Source organism: Allobosea sp. OAE752 (assembly GCF_050433265.1).
Lineage (GTDB): Bacteria > Pseudomonadota > Alphaproteobacteria > Rhizobiales > Beijerinckiaceae > Allobosea > Allobosea spartocytisi.
The window spans coordinates 70,624-90,077 of sequence record NZ_JBNPXO010000006.1 but is presented as its reverse complement, the minus strand read 5'-3'; the positions used below and the strand labels follow the sequence as shown (position 1 = coordinate 90,077).

Annotated in this window: 13 protein-coding genes and 1 tRNA gene; 6 read left to right on the top strand and 8 right to left on the bottom strand. The window is 69.0% G+C overall.

Going from position 1 to position 19,454, the window contains the following annotated elements; translation table 11 throughout:
- Positions 1-103 precede the first annotated feature (103 nt).
- Positions 104-180: transfer RNA gene (locus GGC47_RS17040), tRNA-Arg, on the bottom strand.
- Between the two features lie 28 nt (positions 181-208).
- Between GGC47_RS17040 and GGC47_RS17035 the strand changes: the two genes are divergently transcribed.
- Together GGC47_RS17035 and GGC47_RS17030 are read left to right on the top strand one after the other, a co-directional pair.
- Positions 209-1,000, top strand: coding sequence for a hypothetical protein (locus tag GGC47_RS17035; protein ID WP_142023050.1), 792 nt, complete (start codon positions 209-211; stop codon positions 998-1,000).
- Between the two features lie 3 nt (positions 1,001-1,003).
- Positions 1,004-2,488, top strand: a complete 1,485-nt coding sequence (locus tag GGC47_RS17030) for a M48 family metalloprotease (RefSeq protein ID WP_142023049.1) — start codon at positions 1,004-1,006, stop codon at positions 2,486-2,488.
- Between the two features lie 93 nt (positions 2,489-2,581).
- Here GGC47_RS17030 and GGC47_RS17025 read toward each other — a convergent pair whose 3' ends face one another.
- The 6 genes from GGC47_RS17025 to GGC47_RS17000 form a co-directional block, all read right to left on the bottom strand.
- Positions 2,582-3,181 carry a CarD family transcriptional regulator gene (locus GGC47_RS17025; protein ID WP_038363047.1) on the bottom strand — a complete coding sequence of 200 codons (600 nt, stop codon included), beginning with the start codon at positions 3,179-3,181 and terminating at the stop codon, positions 2,582-2,584.
- 377 nt (positions 3,182-3,558) lie between these two features.
- Positions 3,559-3,894 carry a ferredoxin FdxA gene (gene fdxA, locus GGC47_RS17020; RefSeq protein WP_038363045.1) on the bottom strand — a complete coding sequence of 112 codons (336 nt, stop codon included), beginning with the start codon at positions 3,892-3,894 and terminating at the stop codon, positions 3,559-3,561.
- Positions 3,895-4,064: 170 nt separating this feature from the next.
- Positions 4,065-4,373: an RNA-binding S4 domain-containing protein gene (locus GGC47_RS17015; protein ID WP_038363042.1), complete on the bottom strand. Its 309-nt coding sequence runs from the start codon at positions 4,371-4,373 to the stop codon at positions 4,065-4,067.
- 20 nt (positions 4,374-4,393) lie between these two features.
- Positions 4,394-7,783, bottom strand: coding sequence for a helicase-related protein (locus GGC47_RS17010; protein WP_429068551.1), 3,390 nt, complete (start codon positions 7,781-7,783; stop codon positions 4,394-4,396).
- A gap of 448 nt (positions 7,784-8,231) precedes the next feature.
- Entirely contained in the window at positions 8,232-8,678 is a 447-nt protein-coding gene (locus GGC47_RS17005) for a MerR family transcriptional regulator (RefSeq protein ID WP_197062748.1), read from the bottom strand.
- A gap of 91 nt (positions 8,679-8,769) precedes the next feature.
- Positions 8,770-9,744 (bottom strand): KpsF/GutQ family sugar-phosphate isomerase, encoded by a 975-nt coding sequence (locus GGC47_RS17000; RefSeq protein WP_142023048.1) that lies wholly within the window; start codon positions 9,742-9,744, stop codon positions 8,770-8,772.
- 172 nt (positions 9,745-9,916) lie between these two features.
- Here GGC47_RS17000 and GGC47_RS16995 point away from each other — a divergent pair, with 172 nt between their 5' ends.
- Positions 9,917-11,455, top strand: coding sequence for an outer membrane beta-barrel protein (locus tag GGC47_RS16995; protein WP_185748037.1), 1,539 nt, complete (start codon positions 9,917-9,919; stop codon positions 11,453-11,455).
- Between the two features lie 110 nt (positions 11,456-11,565).
- Here the strand turns inward: GGC47_RS16995 and GGC47_RS16990 are convergent, their stop codons facing one another.
- Positions 11,566-13,422, bottom strand: coding sequence for a M3 family oligoendopeptidase (locus GGC47_RS16990; RefSeq protein ID WP_142023046.1), 1,857 nt, complete (start codon positions 13,420-13,422; stop codon positions 11,566-11,568).
- Between the two features lie 215 nt (positions 13,423-13,637).
- On the opposite strand from GGC47_RS16990, the gene GGC47_RS16985 reads away from it, so the two are divergent.
- From GGC47_RS16985 to GGC47_RS16975, 3 genes are all read left to right on the top strand, one after another.
- On the top strand, positions 13,638-15,134 hold the full coding sequence (locus GGC47_RS16985; RefSeq protein ID WP_038363032.1) for a sigma-54-dependent transcriptional regulator: 1,497 nt from the start codon (positions 13,638-13,640) through the stop codon (positions 15,132-15,134).
- A gap of 105 nt (positions 15,135-15,239) precedes the next feature.
- Positions 15,240-17,261 (top strand): L,D-transpeptidase family protein, encoded by a 2,022-nt coding sequence (locus GGC47_RS16980; protein ID WP_142023045.1) that lies wholly within the window; start codon positions 15,240-15,242, stop codon positions 17,259-17,261.
- A 319-nt stretch (positions 17,262-17,580) separates the two neighbouring features.
- Positions 17,581-19,335, top strand: a complete 1,755-nt coding sequence (locus GGC47_RS16975; protein WP_429068550.1) for a peptidoglycan L,D-endopeptidase MepK — start codon at positions 17,581-17,583, stop codon at positions 19,333-19,335.
- Positions 19,336-19,454 lie beyond the last annotated feature (119 nt).

Sequence of the window (19,454 nt, the reverse complement as noted above, 5' to 3'; positions counted from 1 at the left end):
CATCTGCCTGGTGTGGCATCGGATGGTTCGGGAAAAGCGGATTTCGCCGTCCGGCCCGATGCCATGGCCGAGCCGATTCCCAGATGGGAACAGGAGGGTAAAATGGCGTCCCGGAAGGGATTCGAACCCCTGACCTACGGTTTAGGAAACCGTTGCTCTATCCTGCTGAGCTACCGGGACGCACGAAACTCCCTGTAGCATAACCACGATGACGGTGAAGCCCCTTCTTCTCGGCCTGTGGCTCCTCGGCGCCCTGCCGCTTGCCGCCCGCTCGGCCACGCCCTGCGGCGTCGAGGCGGTCGAGACGGTGCCGGCACGCCTCTCGGGCTTCGACGCCGCCGGCGATCCGCTCCTGGCCGATGGCCGCGCCTTGCGGCTGGTCGGCCTGGCACCTCGCCAGGATGCGGCGGAGGATGCCCGTTTCCGATCCGGGCTCGCGCCCTTTCTCGGCCGCGACATCCTGCTTGCGATCACCGGCGAGAAGGATCGCTGGGGTCGCTGGCCGGCCCGCCTCTTCGTCGAGGCCGCGCCCGGTGCCGGGCGCGAAGAGATCGCGCAACTGCTCCAGAAGAGCGGCGCCGCCCTGCCCTTGGCAGAAGCGCAGGTAGCGCGTTGCGCGCCCGGCCCCACCGCGATTCAGACAAAGGTAACCTCTGCCTCGCAAGTTTTGCCGCCGGCGGCCCAAGGTTTGACGCCGCTGGCGATCGACGGTCATGATCTCGCCGCCGTCAAGGGGCAGGAGGGGCGCTACGTCATGCTGGAAGGCCGGATCGCGTCCGTGGGCGAGCGCTCGCAGCGGACCTATCTGAACTTTTCGCGCCGGCCCGGGGAGGCGGCCTCGATCGTTCTGTCACGCAAGCTCTGGCGCGAACTGAAGGAGGCGGGCTGGACCCCGGCTGCACTCGGCGGTAAACGCCTGCGAGCCTATGGCGTGCTCGCGGGCCGCGGTGGCCTTCTGCTCGAAGTCACCTCGCACGCCGCGCTGGAACTGATCGACTGAGGGATGCGGAAAGTCTGGCCAACACGGTTCGCAGGACGGGGCAAGCGGCTCGGCGCCCTTGCCCTCGCGCTGCTGCTCGCCGGGTGCTTCGGCGACCAGACCTCCGTGCTGCCGGCCAGCATGTCGGGCGACGGCGAGATCGCGCCGCGCATCAGCCCCGTCCAGCGCGCCTCCGACCAGGAGCATCAGCGCCTGCTCGCGGCCTTCGGCGGGGAATATCGCGCGCCGCGCACCAAGGCCGCGCTCGACGACATCGTCCAGCGCCTCGCCAAGACCAGCGACGGCCAGATCGGCGCCTATGAGATCACCATCCTGAACTCGCCGGCGGTCAACGCCTTCGCTCTGCCCAACGGCCGGCTCTACGTCACGCGCGGCCTGCTGGCGCTCGCCAACGACACCTCCGAGATTGCCTCGGTCCTCGCCCATGAGATCGGGCACGTTACCGCCCAGCATGCGGTCCAGCGCGCCGAGAAGGAGGCGGAATCGGCCCTGGTCAACCAGGTCGTCTCGCAGGTGCTGAAGGATCCGAACCAGAGCGCCGCGGTCCAGGCGGGCTCGAAGCTCTCCCTCGCCCGCTTCTCGCGCCAGCAGGAATTCGAGGCCGACAAGATCAGCGTCACCAGCCTCGCCCGCGCCGGATACGACCCTTACGGCGCGAGCCGCTTCCTCAACACGCTCGGCCGCAACACTGCCTTCCGCAACAGCGGGCAGCAGCAGCAGAGCGCGGAGGACAAGCGCCTCGACATGCTCGCGACCCATCCGCAGACGCCGGAGCGCATCGCCGCCGTCACCGCCGCCGCGCGCCAGATCGCCGCGCCGGGCCTGGGCGAGCACGATGCCGGCCGCTGGCTGACCGCCATCGACGGCCTCGCCTATGGCGACGATCCGCGCGACGGCGTGGTGCGCGGCCGGCGCTATGTGAACAGCTCGCTGCGCATCTCCTTCTCGGCGCCGGACGGCTTCAGCCTCGAAGCGGCGCAGGACATGGTCATCGGCGTCAGCGCCAATGGCGCGCAGGCCCTGCGCTTCGACTCCGTGACGCTCAAGCCCGACCAGACGCTCGAATCCTATGTCGCGGCCGGTTGGATCGAGGGTGTCGAGACAACCGGAATCGAGAAGATCGAGATGGGCGGGCAGCCCGCCGTCATCGCCCATGGCAAGGGCACGGATTGGACGTTCCGTCTGGCGGCCGTGCAGTTCGGCGACCGCGTCTACCGCTTCATCCTGGCAGCGCGCGGCGCCGCCGATCCGGAACGCCCGATGCGCAGCATCGTCGAGAGCTTCCGGGCCCTGACGCCGGCCGAGGCGCAGACCGCCCGGCCGCTGCGCATCCGTATCGTCAACGCGGCGCCGGGCGACACGGTGGCGAGCATGGCGGAGCGCATGCCGGAGCAGGACCGGCCGGCCGAGCTCTTCCAGCTCCTGAACGGGTTCGACCGCGCCGCCGCGCTCACACCCGGCCAGCGCTACAAGGTCATCGGCGAGTAGCGGGCGCCTTCACCCGTCATTGCGAGGGCTCGGCAAACAAAAAACCCGGCGGTCGCCCGCCGGGTTCGCATTCCGGGATCCGACAGGAACGGCTCAGGCCGCTTCTTCCTGCAGATCGTCGTTGTCGCCTTCGAGCTCGGCATCCGCCTCGACGGCCTCGCCCTTGCCGACCCGGCGCGGCGACTTGGCGAGCTGGCCCTCGATCTTCTTGAGCGCCTCGATCTCGGTGACGTCGTCGACGACCGCGATCTCGCGAACCATGCGGTCGAGGGCGGCTTCATAGAGCTGGCGCTCGGAATAGGACTGCTCGGGCTGGGCCTCGGAGCGATAGAGATCGCGCACCACCTCGGCGATGGCGACGAGATCGCCCGAATTGATCTTCGCCTCGTATTCCTGCGCGCGGCGCGACCACATGGTGCGCTTGACGCGGGCGCGGCCGGTGAGAGTGGTCAGCGCCTTGGCGACGGCTTCGGCATCGGCGAGCTTGCGCAGCCCGACGCTGATGGCTTTGGCGGTGGGAACGCGCAGGGTCATCTTGTCCTTGGCAAAGCTGACCACGAACAGCTCGAGCTTGAAGCCGGCGACTTCCTGCTCTTCGATCGCCGTGATCTGTCCGACGCCATGGGACGGATAGACGACGTATTCGCCCGTCTTGAAACCCTGGCGCACAGCAGCTTTCTTCACCGTAGACATGCCGTTACGACTCCTGACCGGCCCGCCGTGGCGGGCGCGCGATGATCCGTCCCCGTCCGGATGGCCGGGGACATTCCGCCTGACGCGACGCGGTGATGCGGCGCTTCACGCTCCCTCAGTCGATTGGTTCATCTCGCCCACAGAAGCGAACAACGGATTGTTCCGGCGAAAAGCCGCCGGCCCTTCATGTTGCACGCGATCTTTGGGAACGCCCCGTTTGTGAAAACCTCGCAGGGGGCATGCGGAACGAATTCGACTGAGTTTGTGTGTAGCACAAAAAACACGCCGAATCAAAGGTAAACGCGGGCAACCATCCGCCGCCATGCGCGCGGCACGGTCATGGTTAACGCAGAACGGACCGTCCGAAGCGGCGAAAATCAGTCGCCTTCGCCCGGTTCGGGCGAGAACATCTCGAGCTTGCCGGCGACCCCGTCGAACGCCTTCGCATCGGCCGGGGCGTCCTTCTTCTGCGTGATGTTCGGCCAGCTCGCAGCGTATTTGGTGTTGAGCTGCAGCCAGCTTTCGAGGCCGGGCTCGGTGTCGGGCTTGATCGCTTCGGCCGGGCATTCCGGTTCGCAGACGCCGCAATCGATGCATTCGTCGGGGTGGATGACGAGCATGTTCTCGCCTTCATAGAAGCAGTCGACCGGGCAAACCTCGACGCAATCCATGTACTTGCACTTGATGCAGTTCTCGGTGACCACATAGGTCATGGGCCGGCCCTTCCAACACTTCTAAACAACCTCATAAACCCCCGACAGGCGCAGGTTTCAAGATTGTTTTCGCCGGGCTCGGCAGAAGACTTTGCCCTTCCGGCATCCACTGGGAGAAATTCGTTCGCCGCATGGCCGCATATCGATCCTGCGGGCGATAGCGGCCGGATTTAGTCGCCTCCCTCGCCCTCCGCAAGAGAGGGATCGTCGCCGCCTTCGTCGAGGCGCTCATAGAGGAGCCTCGCCGTCTCGAACGGGCCCCGGCGCTCGGCGAAGGCCAGGATCCGCACGACGACGGTGGCGTGCGGCAAGGCGAGCGTCAGCACGTCCCCCAGCTTGAGCCCCTGTGCGGGGTTCTCGGCGCGCCGCCCCGCAATGCGGACATGGCCGTCTTCCACCAGACGCACGGCCGCCGGCCGCGTTCGCGCGAAGCGCGCGAAGCAGAGCCATTTGTCGAGGCGTTGACGATGCTCCCGCAACGGCTACGCCTCCCCGGGTCCTAGGTCTTGCTGCCTTCGAGCTGCGCCTTGAGCGCGGCCAGCTTGGCGAAGGGCGAATCGGGATCGGGCTCGCGATTGGCCGGGCGCGGGCGCTGCGGCTGCTGGAAGCGCTCTCCCCCACGCTCCTCGCGGCGCGGGCCGCCGGGGCGACCGTCGCGCTTGAAGTCGGGGCGCGGGCCGCGACCGCCCTCGGGGCGACCCTGCCGCGGCTGATCCTCGCGACGCGGACGCTCATCGGAGCGCGGACGCTCGTCACGGCGGGGGCGCTGATCCTGGTTCGGACGTTCCTGGCGCTGAGCGGCACCCTCGCCCACTGCCGCGGCAGCCGGACGATTCTCGGGCCGCCCGTCGCGACGCGAGCCGCCGGGGCGCCCCTCGCGCTGCGGACGGTCACCGCCACGGCGCTCGCCCTCGCGGCGCGGGCCGTCCTGCCGGCCGCGCTGAGCATGCTCGGGCCGGCGCCCACCCTGGTGGCGATGCGGCCGCCAGATCTCGATGAGCTCGGGCTCGGCCGGCGCGGCTTCGGCAGCGGTTTCGGCCTCCGCGGCTGCATCCGCAACCTCAGCCGACGGCGCGGCAGGCAGGGCCGAGAGCGCATCGGCCGGCACGGGCTCGCGCACCGCGTCGAGCTCGGTTTCGGTGAGGATAGGCGTATCCGCCGTCTCGACGGCGGGCGCTTCGGAGACACGCGTCTCGCCCTCCGCCAGCGCACCCTCGTTCAGGGCCTCGGCCGGTTCGACGACGGCAGCGGCTTCCTCGGAAGCGTCCGCCGACACCGCGCCATCGGCCGGCACGGCCTCGTCGGCAGCGGCCCCGACCGGCGTCTCGCCGGCAGCGTCATCGGCCGTCTCGTCGCTCGCCTTCGCCTCGACCGGCTTGGCCGGCTCGGTGGCGGCCGGCGGCGGCGCCAGCGGCACGGTGATCGCGGGGCCCGGACGCTTCACCGAGACATAGCCGAGCGAGCGCAGGATCGAGGCGAAATCCTCGCCGGCGCAGCCGACGAGCGAGGTCATCGCGCCGGTGACGACGAAGCCGTCCTGATCGGCGCTGCCGGCCGGCGGCGTGCCCTGCGTGGCGCCGGGACGATAGGCGATCGCCGGGCGGATCAGGTCCGCGAGGCGTTCCAGAATGTCGACGCGCACCGCCCGCTCGCCGCAGACGCGATAGCCCGCCGCCCGGTAGAGCCCCTTCGGCACGGCCTTGTCGACCGGGAAGGAGGTGCGGCCGGACGCCGCGAGATGGGCGATGTCGTCGAGCCCCGCCGTCTCCGGTCCGCCATGCTTCAGCGCCCAGAGCTGGGCGGCGAGCGCACGCGGCGCCGGCTTCAGCAGGGCGGGCATGTAGATGTGGAAGGCCCCGAAGCGGATGCCGAGCTGGCGCAGCGCCGCCCGGCCCTCCTGATCGAGCGCCTTCATCTCCTCGCCGACCTTCGAACGCTCGAGCACGCCGAGCGCCTCGGCCGTCTGGTAGGCGATGCCGCGAGCGATGCCAGCGACGTTCTCGGCCGCCTCCAGGATCTGGATCGCGCCGAGCAGGCGGGTGACGTGATTCTTCAGCCAGAGCGTGAGGCGCGCCTCGACCTGCTCGCGCGCAGCCCCGTTGAGATGCTCCTCGACCAGCAGGCGAAGCCGCGGCTCCAGCACCTTCTCGCCGGCGACGAGGCGCGCCACAGGCTCGCCCGTCCAGCGCACGAGCCCGTCATGCGAGAGCAGGAAGGCGTCGTCGCCCGCCAGCACGACGCGCGCGGCCCGGGCCTCGATCTCGGAACCGAGCGCCTTCATGGCCGCGAGGTTCAGAGCCTTGACCTCCGACCCGCCCGCCTTCGGGTCCGCCGTGAAGCGGAAGCCCTGCAGCATTCCCACATGCTGGCCCTCGACGAGCACGTCGCCCGTCGCAGTGACCTCAGCCTCCAACATCGCATTCTCCCGCAAGCGGCGCATCAGGACACTGGTGCGCCGATCGACAAATCGGTGGGCCAGACGCTCATGCAGAGCATCCGACAGCTTGTCCTCTACAAGACGCGCCATGCCCTGCCAATGCTCAGGATCAGGTAACCAGTCGGGCCGGTTGGCGACATAGGTCCAGGTCCGGACCTGCGCGATGCGGGCGGAGAGCGTGTCGATCTCGCCATCGGTGCGGTCGAGCGAGCCGAGTTGCGCCGCATACCAGTCGGCATCGAGCCGGCCATGGCGCATCAGCCTGAGATAAAGCGTCGTCGCCAGATCGGCATGCTGCATCGGCGAGATCTTGCGGTAATCGGGCAGGCCGCAGACCTCCCAGAGCCGCTCCACCGCAGCCCGGCCATGCGCCAGCGGCGCGATGTCGGGGTCCCTGGCCAGGATTTCCAGCGTCGTCATGTCCTCGGCGATCAGCGCCCGCGTCAGCCCCTGCTCGGAAGGCTGGATGTTCAGCGTGTCTAGGAGGCCGCCGACCGAGCGCAGGTCGAGATCGGAATTGCGCCACTGCATCTGGCGGATCGGCTCGAAGCGGTGATTCTCGATCGCATCCACCAGCTCAGCGTCGAAGGGCGGGCAGCGCCCGCTGGTGCCGAAGGTGCCGTCGCGCAGATGCCGCCCGGCCCGGCCGGCGATCTGGCCGAACTCGGCCGGGTTGAGCTTGCGGAAATGATGGCCGTCGAATTTCTTGTCCGCCGCGAAGGCGATGTGGTTGACGTCGAGATTGAGCCCCATGCCGATCGCGTCGGTGGCGACGAGATAATCGACATCGCCGGACTGGTAGATCTCGACCTGGGCATTGCGCGTACGCGGTGACAACGCCCCCAGCACGACCGCCGCCCCGCCCTTCTGCCGGCGGATCAATTCGGCGATGGCGTAGACCTCCTCCACCGAGAAGGCGACGATCGCCGAGCGCGGCGGCAGACGGGTGATCTTGCGGTCGCCGGCGAAGGTGAGCTGCGACAGGCGTGGGCGCGTGACGACATTGACGCCCGGCATGAGCTGCTCGATCAGCGGACGCATCGTCCCGGCACCGATCAGCATCGTCTCGGCCCGGCCGCGCCGGTTCAGGAGCCTGTCGGTGAAGACATGGCCGCGGTCGAGATCGGCGGCGAGCTGGATCTCGTCGATCGCGACGAAATCGACGGCGAGATCGCGCGGCATCGCCTCGACGGTGCAGACCCAGAAGCGCGGCCGCTCCGGCTTGATCTTCTCCTCGCCGGTGACGAGGGCGACGGCCTCCGGCCCGACCTTGTCGACGACCCGTTGATAGACCTCGCGCGCCAGCAGGCGCAGCGGCAGGCCGATCATCCCGGTGGGATGGGCGACCATGCGCTCGATGGCGAGATGGGTCTTGCCGGTATTGGTGGGTCCGAGCACCGCGGTGACGCTGTTGGCGCGGGCGGCGGGAGGCAACGAACGAAAGAGCTGCAAGGCGAAGGGCCGATCATCTCGTCCATCCGGGCGACACCAGCTCGACGCGAGCCTCAGCCGTCCGGGCGGGTGCGTGAACTGAAATCAGGAACGGGTCTCGTCGGAACGACTCCGGCAGGAAGAACTCCGGCAAGAACGACTCCGGAACGAAGCAAGCCCGAATCGCTGACTCCCGGAGAATCGGGGTTTGTTCCCCTCGCCGGGCCGGAAGCCCGCCGACAAACGCAATACCGGCATCGCCCGCCCTCTTGCCAACCCGAAAACTGGACGACGAGGCCGTCCGGCACAGTTCCTATTTAAGGCTTTCCGGCGCGGAAACGAGAGGCAATCGACATCGAGCTCCACCCGATGAAAACGCACGGTCATCCCCGACAAGCGGCAAAGCCGCGCCGATCCGGGATGACGGCCGCTGTTCTGGCCGGCTGAAGCTTCACATCGCCAGACCGCCTCAATGGCGGGCGTGATCGCATTGGCCGTGATCGGCCAGCGCCTCGATGATGGCGCAATCGCAGGCGGCGACGCCGCCCGAGCAGGTGGTCGCGATCCGCTCCAGCTCCTTTTCCAGCGAGCGCAGCCTGGCGATCTTGTCGCGCACCTCTTCGAGATGACCGGCGGAGATCGCATGCGCCTCGTCGCAGGCCATGCCGGGCGTGTCGGAGAGCCTGAGCAGCGTGCGAATATTGTCCACCGCGAAGCCGAGATCGCGCGCATGCTTGATGAAGGCGAGCCGCTCGGCATGACGCCGGCCATAACGGCGCTGGTTGCCCTCGGAACGCTCCGGCGGCGGCAAAAGCCCGACCTGCTCGTAATAGCGGATGGTCTCGACCTTGACGCCGGTGCGCTCCGCCAGCGCGCCGATGGGCATCACGCGTTCGAGTCGTGCCGTCGCAGCCATCGCAACCTCCAAAGCTATAGTTTCTGGAGCTTTAGATAGATGGCCGCGCGCCGCTGACAAGGGCATCCCGGCCCCGGAACGACGTCGCGGCTCAGGCGACGCCCATCGCCAGCAGGTCGTGGACATGGACGAGCCCGACCGGCCGCTCCTGTTCGTCCACGACGATCAGCGCGGTGATCCGGCTGCGATTGACCAGCTCCAACGCTTCGACGGCGAGCGCATCCGGGCCGATGCGACGGGGATTCAGCGTCATGATATCGCGCGCCCTGAGCGCGGCACCACCTGCCATCGTCGCCTTGCGGCGCAGATCACCATCGGTGACCACGCCCGCAAGCTTGCCATCGATATCCATCACGATCGCACAGCCGAAGCCCTTGGCTGATATCATCGCGATGACATCGGGCAGCAAGGTATCGAGCCCCACGAGCGACAGCTCCGCGCCGCGATGCATGATGCTCTCGACCGTCTTGAGCTGCGCGCCGAGCTTGCCGCCGGGGTGGTAGACGAAGAAATCCTGCCGCGAGAAGCCGCGCGCCTCCAGCAGCGCCACCGCCAGCGCATCGCCGAGTGCGATCTGCATGGTGGTCGAGGTGGTCGGCGCGAGCCCGTTGGGGCAGGCCTCGGTCGCCTTGGGCAGGATCAGCGCGACATCCGCCTCCTTGCCGAGCGTGCTCTCGGGATTCGCGGTGAAGGCGATCAGCCCGACGCGGAAGCGGCGGGTATAGCCGACGAGCGCGGCAAGCTCCGCCGTCTCGCCCGACCAGGACAGCGCGATCACCACATCCTCCGGCCTGACCATGCCGAGATCGCCATGACTCGCCTCGGCCGGGTGGACGAAATGGGCGGGCGTGCCGGTCGAGGCCAGGGTCGCGGCGAGCTTGCGCCCGACATGGCCGGACTTGCCCATGCCGGAGACGATCACGCGGCCGCTCGCGGCCAGGATCATCGCGACGGCCTCGGTGAAGGGCTGCCCGAGCCCGTCGGCGAGGGCGGCATGGAGCGTGTCGAGCCCGGCCCGTTCCGTGGCGATGGTGCGGAGCGCCGAGGCGCGGATGTTTTCGGTCATGGCGCGCGCTCTAGCACGGGGCGATGCGGGATTTCCACCGCCGCGGCGATCGCGGCCGGCGCGTTGACGGCTCCTTAACCCTGTTCGTTCTAACTGCGTTAACCATGCGCCCTCTGCCGGGCGCGCCAGCCATTGCTGTCACCTGTTGCTGCCCTGGAGCCCCGCGAAGCCCGTGTCAGGCCGCGCCAAGATCCTGCTTCTGTCCGGCTCCGCGCTGGCGGCCCTGGCGCTCGGCTGCCTGCCGGCGGGCGCGCAGCAGGCGCCGCGCGCCGGGCTCAGGACGGGAACGCCGGCTTATGTCGCGCAGCCTCCCGCGCCGCCGGAACAGCCGCTCACGCCCGCCACCCCCGATCCGCAGGCGATCCGCGATCCGGCCTCCCTCGTCCAGGGCCAGCCTTCCGCCATCTCCGGGCGCCAGCCGCCGCGTGCCAGCCGACCGCTGCAGCCGCCGGCCCTGCGCGGCACCACGCAGCGCCAGTTCCGCCCGCCGCAACCGCCTGTCGCGGTCTTGCCCGCGCCGGAAGCGGCCTTGCCGCCTCCCCCGCGCCGGCGCCGCGCGAGCACCGATGACGATCCCTGGGCGCCGCTCGGCCTGCGGCTGGGCGCGGTCACGCTGAAGCCGGCGATCACCGGCTCGACCGGCTACGACACCAACCCGCAGCGCAGCGCCACGCCCGGCACCAAGGGCTCGGTCTTCCAGCGCTACGACGCGGAAGTGGAGGTGCAGTCCGACTGGAACGTGCATGAGCTCAAGGGCAAGCTGCGCGCCGGCTACATGGATTACTTCAGTGACCGGAACGCCTCGCGCCCCGATGCCGAGGGCAATCTCGACCTCAGGCTCGACGCCACGCGCGACACCCACATCCTCCTCGAATCGCGCCTCAAGCTCGACACCCAGCGCCCCGGCTCGCCGGACCTGAACGCCAATGTCCAGGGCCGCCCGCAGGTCTGGCAATATGGCGGCTCGGCCGGCGTGACGCAGGACTTCAACCGCCTGCAGCTCACCTTGCGCGGCTCGGCCGACCGCAGCGACTTCGAGGATGCCAGGCTGACGAGCGGTGCGATCCTCTCCCAGAAGGACCGCAACATGACCGATTACGGCCTGCGCCTACGCGCGGCCTATGAGGTCACGCCCGGCTTCAAGCCCTATGTCCAGGCCGAGATCGACCGGCGCGATTTCGACGAGAAGACCGATTCGAGCGGCTATATGCGCTCCTCCGACGGCATCACCGGCAGCATCGGCTCGACCTTCGAGTTCAGCCAGCAGCTCAAGGGCGAGGTCTCGGGCGGCTACCAGAACCGACGCTACGAGGATAACAGGCTGAAGGACCTGCGCGGCTTCGTCGGCGACGCCTCGATCCTCTGGTCGCCGACCCCGCTGACCACGGTGACGCTGCGCGGCACCGCCCAGCTCGGCGACACCACCATCGCCGGCTCGTCGGGCACGACGATGCGGCGCGCGACGCTGGAGATCGCCCACGCGCTGCGCCGCAACCTCACGCTCACCGGCTTCACCAATTTCAGCCGCACGGAATATGAGGGCCAGGGCCTGCGCGAGGACTACCTGAATGTCGGCGCGCGGATCGAATACAAGCTGACCCGCACCTTCGCGATCCGCGCGAGCTTCACCCATGAGCGGCTGAACTCGACGGCGGTGGGATCGGACTACACCGCGAATGTCTCGCAGGTGGGCTTGAGGGTGCAGTTCTAGTCGCCGCGGCGTCACTCTCGGGCGAAGCGTAGCGGAGACCCGAGAATCTCAGGACGAGAAGGCACTGGTTTCCGAGATGGTCGGGGCAAGCCCGACCATGACGGCAAGCCTCACTCCATCCCCTCCAGCTCGATGATCATCCCCTCGATCATCTTGAGCCCGATCTGCCAGAAGCCCGGATCCTTCGCATCGAGCCCGAAAGGCTTGAGCAATTCGCCATAGGGCTTGCTGCCGCCGGCCGCGAGCAGGGCGAAATAGCGGTCCTGGAAGCCCTCCGCCGCGCTCTGGTAGACGCCGTAGAGCGAGTTCACCAGGCAATCGCCGAAGGCATAGGCGTAGACGTAGAAGGGCGAATGGATGAAGTGCGGGACGTAGCACCAGAACGGCTCGTAGCCGCTCGACAGCCGGATCGCCGGCCCAAGACTTTCCGCCTGAACGCCCATCCAGAGATCGCACAGCGCCTCGGCCGTGAGCTCGCCTTGCCGACGCGCCTCATGGACCCTGCGCTCGAAGGTGTAGAAGGCGATCTGGCGCACGACCGTGTTGATCATGTCCTCGACCTTCGCCGCCAGCATCGCCTTGCGCTGCTTCGGGTCGCTGGTCGTGTCGAGCAGGCGCCGGAAGGTCAGCATCTCGCCGAAGACGCTCGCCGTCTCCGCCAGCGTCAATGGCGTCGGCGCCATCAGGGCGCCGTTGGGTGCCGCCAGCACCTGATGCACGCCATGGCCCAACTCATGCGCCAGCGTCATCACGTCGCGCGGCTTGCCCTGGTAGTTCAGCAGCACATAGGGGTGCGCCGACGGCACGGTGGGATGCGCGAAGGCGCCGGGTGCCTTGCCGGGACGCGGCGGCGCGTCGATCCAGCGCTCGTCGAAGAAGCGCCGGGCGATATCCGCCATCTTCGGCGAGAAGGCGCCATAGGCCGAAAGCACGGTGTCGCGCGCCTCGGTCCAGGGGATGCTGCGCTGCTCGATTTCCGGAAGCGGCGCGTTGCGGTCCCAGAAATCGAGCGCGTCGCGGCCGAACCATTTGGCCTTCAGGCGATAATAGCGGTGCGACAGCCGCGGATAGGCCTCGCGCACCGCTGAAACGAGAGCGTCCACGACCTCGCGCTCGACCCTGTTCGCCAGATGGCGGGAATCCGCGACATCCTCGAATTTGCGCCAGCGGTCGGAGATTTCCTTGTCCTTGGCCAGCGTGTTGGTGATCAGCGCGAAGGTGCGCAGCTCCTTGCGGAAGACCTTGCTCAGCGCCTCCGCCGCCTTGCGGCGCGCCTCGCCATCGGCGTCCTGCAATTTGTTGAGCGTGAGCTCCAGCGTCAGCTCCTCGCCATCGACGTCGAAACGCAGCGAGGCAATGGTCTCGTCGAAGAGGCGGTTCCAGGCGGCCGCGCCCGTCATCGACTTCTCGTGGAACAACGCCTCCAGCCGGTCGTCGAGCTGGTGCGGCTTGTCCTTGGAGAGATCGTCGAGCCAGGGCTTCCAATGCGAGAGCGGCGCCTCGCCGGCGACCTTGGCCAGCAAGTCCGGCTCGATCCGGTTGAGCTCGAGCTCGAAGAACAGCAATTCGGTGACGGCGGCGTTCAGCCTGTCCTGCGTGTCGCCATAGAATTTGGCGCGCTGCGGATCGGTGGTGTCGCCGGAATAGACCAGGCCCGCATAGGCGCCGATCCGCCCGAGCAGGTCGCTCAGGCTTTCATAGGCCTTGACCGCCTCGGCCAGCAGGGCGCTGCCATCGGGCTGCCCCGCCAGCTCCGCGAGCTTGCCGCGATAGCCCGCCGCCAGCGCCTGCGCCTGCGTGAAGGCGCGGTCGAGATCGGTCCGGAAGGCGGCGGAATCGATCCCGGGATAGAGATCGTCCAGGTTCCATTCCGGCAGGTCGCCGAGCGCTTTGTCGGAGGCGACGCCGCCGCCATGCGCCGCCGCCTGGCCGTGAACCGTCTCGCCTCGCATCGTCTGGAAGAACATGCTCTCTCCGTCTCGCGGCATCGGGTATGCCCCCACTTAGGCCAGCATGGGGCCGGGGATCAATCTCGGGCGTTCTGCCGCAGCGCTGATGACGGGCCCGGCCGGCGCGCTTAAACTCCGCTTAACTCTTCTGGCCGACGATGCCCCAGAACGGAACAGGCGATTCCTTTCGGAGCCGAGCCTTTCCGTCCTGTTGCGCCGTCTTTCGAGGTGTCATGACCGCCACCGTTCTCGTCGTCGACGACGATCCCGTCCAGCGCCGCCTGCTCGACGCGATGCTCAAGCGTTTCGGCTACGGCGTCCTGGTTGCGGAGAATGGCGAGGCGGCCGTCGCGCTGATCGCCGGCCCGGATGGCGACGCGATCGACGCGATCGTGCTCGACCTCAACATGCCCGGCCTCGACGGCATGGGCGTGCTCGCCACGCTGCGCGAACGCGAGATCGACAAGCCCGTCATCGTGCAGACGGCGAACGGCTCGATCGAGACCGTGGTCACGGCCATGCGCGCCGGCGCCGTCGATTTCGTGGTCAAGCCCGTCGGCGCCGAGCGCCTCCAGGTTTCGCTCAAGAACGCGCTGAAGCTCGGCGCCCTCGAACACGAATTGCGCCATATCAAGCGCCGCGCCTCCAACACGCTGGGCTTCCGCGACCTCGCGACCAAGAGCCCCGACATGGCCCGCGTCGTGCGCCTGGCCGAACGGGCGGCGAAATCGAACATCCCGATCCTGATCGAGGGCGAATCCGGCGTCGGCAAGGAGGTGCTGGCCCGCGCCATCCAGGGCTCCAGCGACCGCAAGGGCAAGCCCTTCGTCACGGTCAATTGCGGGGCGATCCCGCACAATCTCGTCGAATCCATCCTCTTCGGCCATGAGAAGGGCGCCTTCACCGGTGCCACCGAGCGCCATCTCGGCAAATTCGTCGAGGCCAATGGCGGCACGCTGTTCCTCGACGAGGTCGGCGAATTGCCGCTCGACGCCCAGGTCAAGCTGCTGCGCGCCATCCAGGAGAGCGAGGTCGACCCCGTCGGCGGCAAGAAGTCGGTCAGGGTCGACATCCGCGTCATCTCCGCCACCAACAAGAGCCTGCTCGATCAGGTGAAGCGCGGCGAGTTCCGCGAGGATCTCTACTACCGCCTCAACGTCTTCCCGATCACGCTGCCGCCGCTGCGCCAGCGCCGCGAGGACATTCCCGACCTTGCCCGCGGCTTCCTCGCCCGCTTCGCCGCCGAGGAGGGCAAGAAGCTCAGCGGCATCTCCAGCGAGGCGATGACCCTGATCGCGAGCTATGACTGGGCGGGCAATGTCCGCCAGCTCGAGAACGCCATGTTCCGCGCCGTCGTCCTGGCCGATGGCGGCGAGCTCGGCGTCGCCGAGTTCCCGCAGATCGCGGCGCAGATGGATGGTTACGACGTCCGCATCCCGCCGGCGCCGGCCCAGCTCGGCCCGGCCGATGCGCAGGCCGAAGCCGCTCCCCGCATCATCCACATGCCGGTGCGCGACCCGAACTCGCTCGAGCTCGTCTCCGGCTCCGACATGCGCAAGCTCGACGATCTCGAGCGCGACATCATCACTTTCGCGCTGGCGCATTACCGCGGGCACATGTCCGAGGTCTCGCGCAAGCTCGGCATCGGCCGCTCGACGCTCTACCGAAAGCTCAAGGATTACGGGCTGATCGAGAGCGACGGCCATCCTGAGGAAACCGACGCGGCCTGAGCCGCGACGAATCAAAGTGGCGGCCTGTTGCGCCGCCGCATCTTGTGGAAGCAAACCGAGTCACGCAGGAATGGGCGTGATCCGGCATTCATCGGGATAGCGACTATGCCTCGTCGCCACTGGGCGAATCTGACCTCGGCATCCGCCCTGGCCATCATGCTGAGCTGCGCTCCGGTGCTTGCCCAAACGCCTCCGGCCCAAGCCCCCCTCGCCACCGATCCGGCGACCGGCGTGCCCCTGCCCGAGACGCCCCAGCTCAAGCTGCTTGACACCGAGAAGCCGGCCCCTGCCGGCCAGACGGCGACGGACCGCCCCTCCGACAGCGACATCGTCACCGGAACCGTGAAGAGCGGCGCAACCTTGCGCGGTGCCGCCTCGGTCGATGCCACGGCCCCCGTCGAGACGGAAACCGAGCCGGTCACGCTCGACATTCCGCAAGTCGAGGTGCCGGCGCTGGACCCGGCGCTCGTGCCGGCCTCGAAATCCTCCGAGCCGGCGCCCGCCCCTGCTCCCGCCGAGACCGCGCCCGTCCAGGCCGCCCCGGCCCTGCCGGCTCCGGACAAGCCCGTGACGGCCTCGGTGACGGTGGCGCCGCCCGCAGCCGCCCCGGCCGCCGGGCCGCTCGAAGCCATCCCGTCACTGGTTCCGCCGCCCGAGATGCCGAAGGTGGTGGTCGACGTGCCGCCGGGCCTCGCCTTCGCCGCCGATATCGCGGCGCGCGCCAATGACGGCGTCGCGGTCCGCCGCCTCGGCGAGCGCGAGCGCGGCGAGATCCTCGCCGCCTATCAGGCGAACGAGAACAAGCCGTTCTGGATCGACGCCAAGGGCTGGACCGCCGCCGGCAAGCGCATCGTCGCCCAGCTCGAGCACGCCGCCGATGACGGCCTGCGCCCGACCGACTACGCCCTTCCGGTCTTCGAGCTGAGCGACAAGGCCAAGCTCGCCGAGGCCGATGTGCGGCTCTCGGCGCTCGCCGTGCTCTATGCCCGCGACGCGCGCGGCGGCCGCCTCGATCCGCGCCGCCTCTCCAAGCTGATCACGCCGACGCTCTACCTGCCCTCGGCGACGGAGGTGCTCTCCGAGCTCGCCGGCGCTCCCGATGCCGGCGCGGTGCTCGCCGCCTACAACCCGCCGCACGAGCAATATCGCCGCCTCAAGGCCAAGCTCGCCGAACTGCGCGAGCATCTCGACGACACGCCGCTAGTGCGCATCCCGGCCGGGCCGCCGCTCAAGCTCGGCATGCGCGACGAGCGCGTGCCGCTGGTGCGCGCCCGCCTCGGCCTCGGCTCCAGCGACGATTCGGTCTTCGACCGCTCGACCTCGCTGGCCCTGGCCGACTTCCAGAAGAAAGCCGGCCTGCCCGCCAACGGCATCCTCAGCGAGCGCACCCTCGCCGCACTCGGCAAGCCCGCGACGGCAAGGGGCGAGGAGGACATTGTCGCCCAGATGGAGCGCTGGCGCTGGCTGCCGCCGGATCTCGGCGCCAAGCACATCATGGTCAACGTGCCGGAGATGCGCGTGCGCGTCATCCGCGACGGACAGGTGATCCACGAGGCCCGCGCGATCATCGGCAAGCCGGATTCGGCGACGCCGATCTTCTCGCACAAGATGGACCACGTCATCGTCAACCCGTCCTGGTACGTGCCGCCCTCGATCCTGAAGAAGGAGTTCCTGCCGGGGCTGGCGGCCGATCCGGACTATGCGGCCAAGCGCGGCTATGTCGTCACCCGCACCAAGGGCGGCGGCATCTCGGTGCGCCAGCCGCCCGGCGAGCGCAACGCGCTGGGCTGGATCAAATTCATGTTCCCGAACGAGCATGCGGTCTATCTGCACGACACGCCGAACCGCCGGCTCTTCGCCGGCGAGCGGCGGGCCCTCAGCCATGGCTGCGTGCGCGTCGACGACCCCTTCGCGCTGGCCGACCAGGTGCTCGGGCCGGAATGGACGAGCGAGCGCCTGAAGAAGCTGATCGGCAAGGGTGAGCGCCGCATCAACCTGCCGCAGCCGCTGCCGATCCACCTCGTCTACAACACCATCGTCATCGGCGCGGACGGCCATATCACCCGCTTCGACGACGTCTACGGCTTCCACCGTCTCGTGCGGCAGGCGCTGGAGCAGCAGGGCTGACGGCTCGCCGGATCTCTCGGGCCCGTCGCGAGCAGCCGCGCCGCGGCCGCTCGGGACGAGGGCGCAGATCATCGAACCGACTCCCGTTTGTGGAGAATCCGGCCGAATTGGGGCCCGGCCGCCGGTTGGGCACCTTTTCGCCACGATCCGTCTTTAGCCAAACGTTCCCAGAAATTCCTGGCGCGGCGCTGGGCGGCTTGCTAACGGGTCGTTAACGCTTCTCCGCAACTGTTCGTTCACGTTCACCATACCGCTTCGGCGGGGGCACCGAGACGGGTCAGACAGATTGGGCAGGACAGACGCCACGATTACAGGTTGGTTGCGCTTCGGCTCGAAGCCAGCGCGCCGCCGCGTCGCGATGGTCTGCCTCGCAGTCGCCGCATCCCTGCTCGGCATTCGCGGCACGCAGAACGCCGTCGCCAACGGTGACACGCGCACCATCACCATCCTGCACATGCATACCAAGGAGGAGACGACCGTCACCTTCAAGCAGGATGGTCGCTACGTTTCCTCCGCACTCGAGAAGCTGAACTGGGCCCTGCGCGACTGGCGCAGCGACGAGCCGATCCGGATGGACCCGCGCCTGTTCGACGTCGTCTGGGAGGTTCAGCGCCAGCTCGGTTCCGAGCAGCCCTTCCACGTCGTCTCCGCCTATCGCTCGCCCAACACCAACGCCATGCTGCGCCGCCGCTCGCGCGCCGTCGCCAAGCACAGCCAGCACATGCTCGGCAAGGCGATGGACTTCTATCTGCCCGACGTGCCGACGGCCCGCATTCGCGAGATCGGCATGCGGCTGCAGCGCGGCGGCGTCGGCTTCTATCCGAACGCCCACACCCCCTTCGTCCATCTTGATGTCGGCTCGGTGCGCTCCTGGCCGCGCATGACGCGCGACCAGCTCGTGCGGCTCTTCCCGGACCAGAAGACCGTGCATATCCCGGCCGACGGCCAGCCCCTCGCCGGCTACGAGCTCGCCAGGGCCGAGATCCTGTCGGGCGGCGGCTCGGTCGGCGGCTATGCGGTGGCCGATGCCGATGAGGGCGCCGTCCAGTCCTCCGGCGGCAAGAGCCTGTGGGCCTCGCTCTTCGGCGGTGACGACGAGGAGGCCGATGCCCGGCCCGCCGCGCGTGGCCGCCGCGGCACCCGCCAGCAGCCGGCCGTCATGGCCTATGCCAATACCGGCTATGTCGACAGCAATGCCGCCGATGGCGGCCGCTTCGCCGTCGCCGCCGCGCCCAATCCGGCCGCGCAGGCGCTCACGCGCGAACGCTCGCAGCGCATCGCACCGCAACAGGCCCCGGTGCAGGCAGCCCCGGCACAGCCTGAACCCGCTCGTGCGGCGATCGCCGCCGCGGCCCCGCCGCCGCAGCCCGCCCCCCAGAATCGTCCGCAACTGATCGACGCGCCCTTGCCGCTCGCCCGGCCGCGCGGGTTGAGCGCACCGCCTGACGAGCCCGCGGTGCAGGTCGCATCGCTTCCCGGCGCCGCCGGCCCGCTCGCCTTCGCCCAGACCGGCCCGGGCGCCGAGCAGAAGCTCGTCCTCGCCTCACTGCCGCCGCGCCGCCCGGACGCGATGACCGCCCCGGAGAGCCTCGTCGTCGCCGGGACGCCGGCCAATGCGCCTTTGCCGCCGATCCGGCCGACCGGCCTCGCCGATGCGGCGCTCGCCGCCCTGCGCCCGGCCGATGGCGGAAACGCCGCCTCTCCCGCCATCGAGGGCAGGCTCGTGACCGCGAGCCTGCCGCCGGTCCGCCCGCGCGAAGGCGGCGTCAGCTACGTGACTGCGACGGAGCGCTCGGTACCGGTCGCAGCCGATCCCGAAGAGCCGGTCGGCATGGACCGCTCGGGTCTCGATTCGCTGTTCGCCACGGTCGTCCGGCCGGCCCGCAACACCGGCAAGCCGGTCGCGGTGGCGACGGCGCGTGCACGCGCGGCGGCGCCCTCCGCCGCCCCGATCGCCGGTCCAAGCCCCGCCGCGGCGCTCGGCTTCAGCCATGGCGACCCGATCGACGCCAAGCCCGGCGCCTTCACCGGCCCGGCCGTGCGCCCGCTGCCGACGAATTTCGTACAGAACTGAGCGCCGTTTCACCGTCATGCTCGGGCTTGACCCGAGCATCTCCGGACGCGCTTGTCCCGGAGCCTCCTTCGGTCCGAGACTCTCGGGTCGCCTGCGGTCGCCCGAGAGTGACGCCGCGC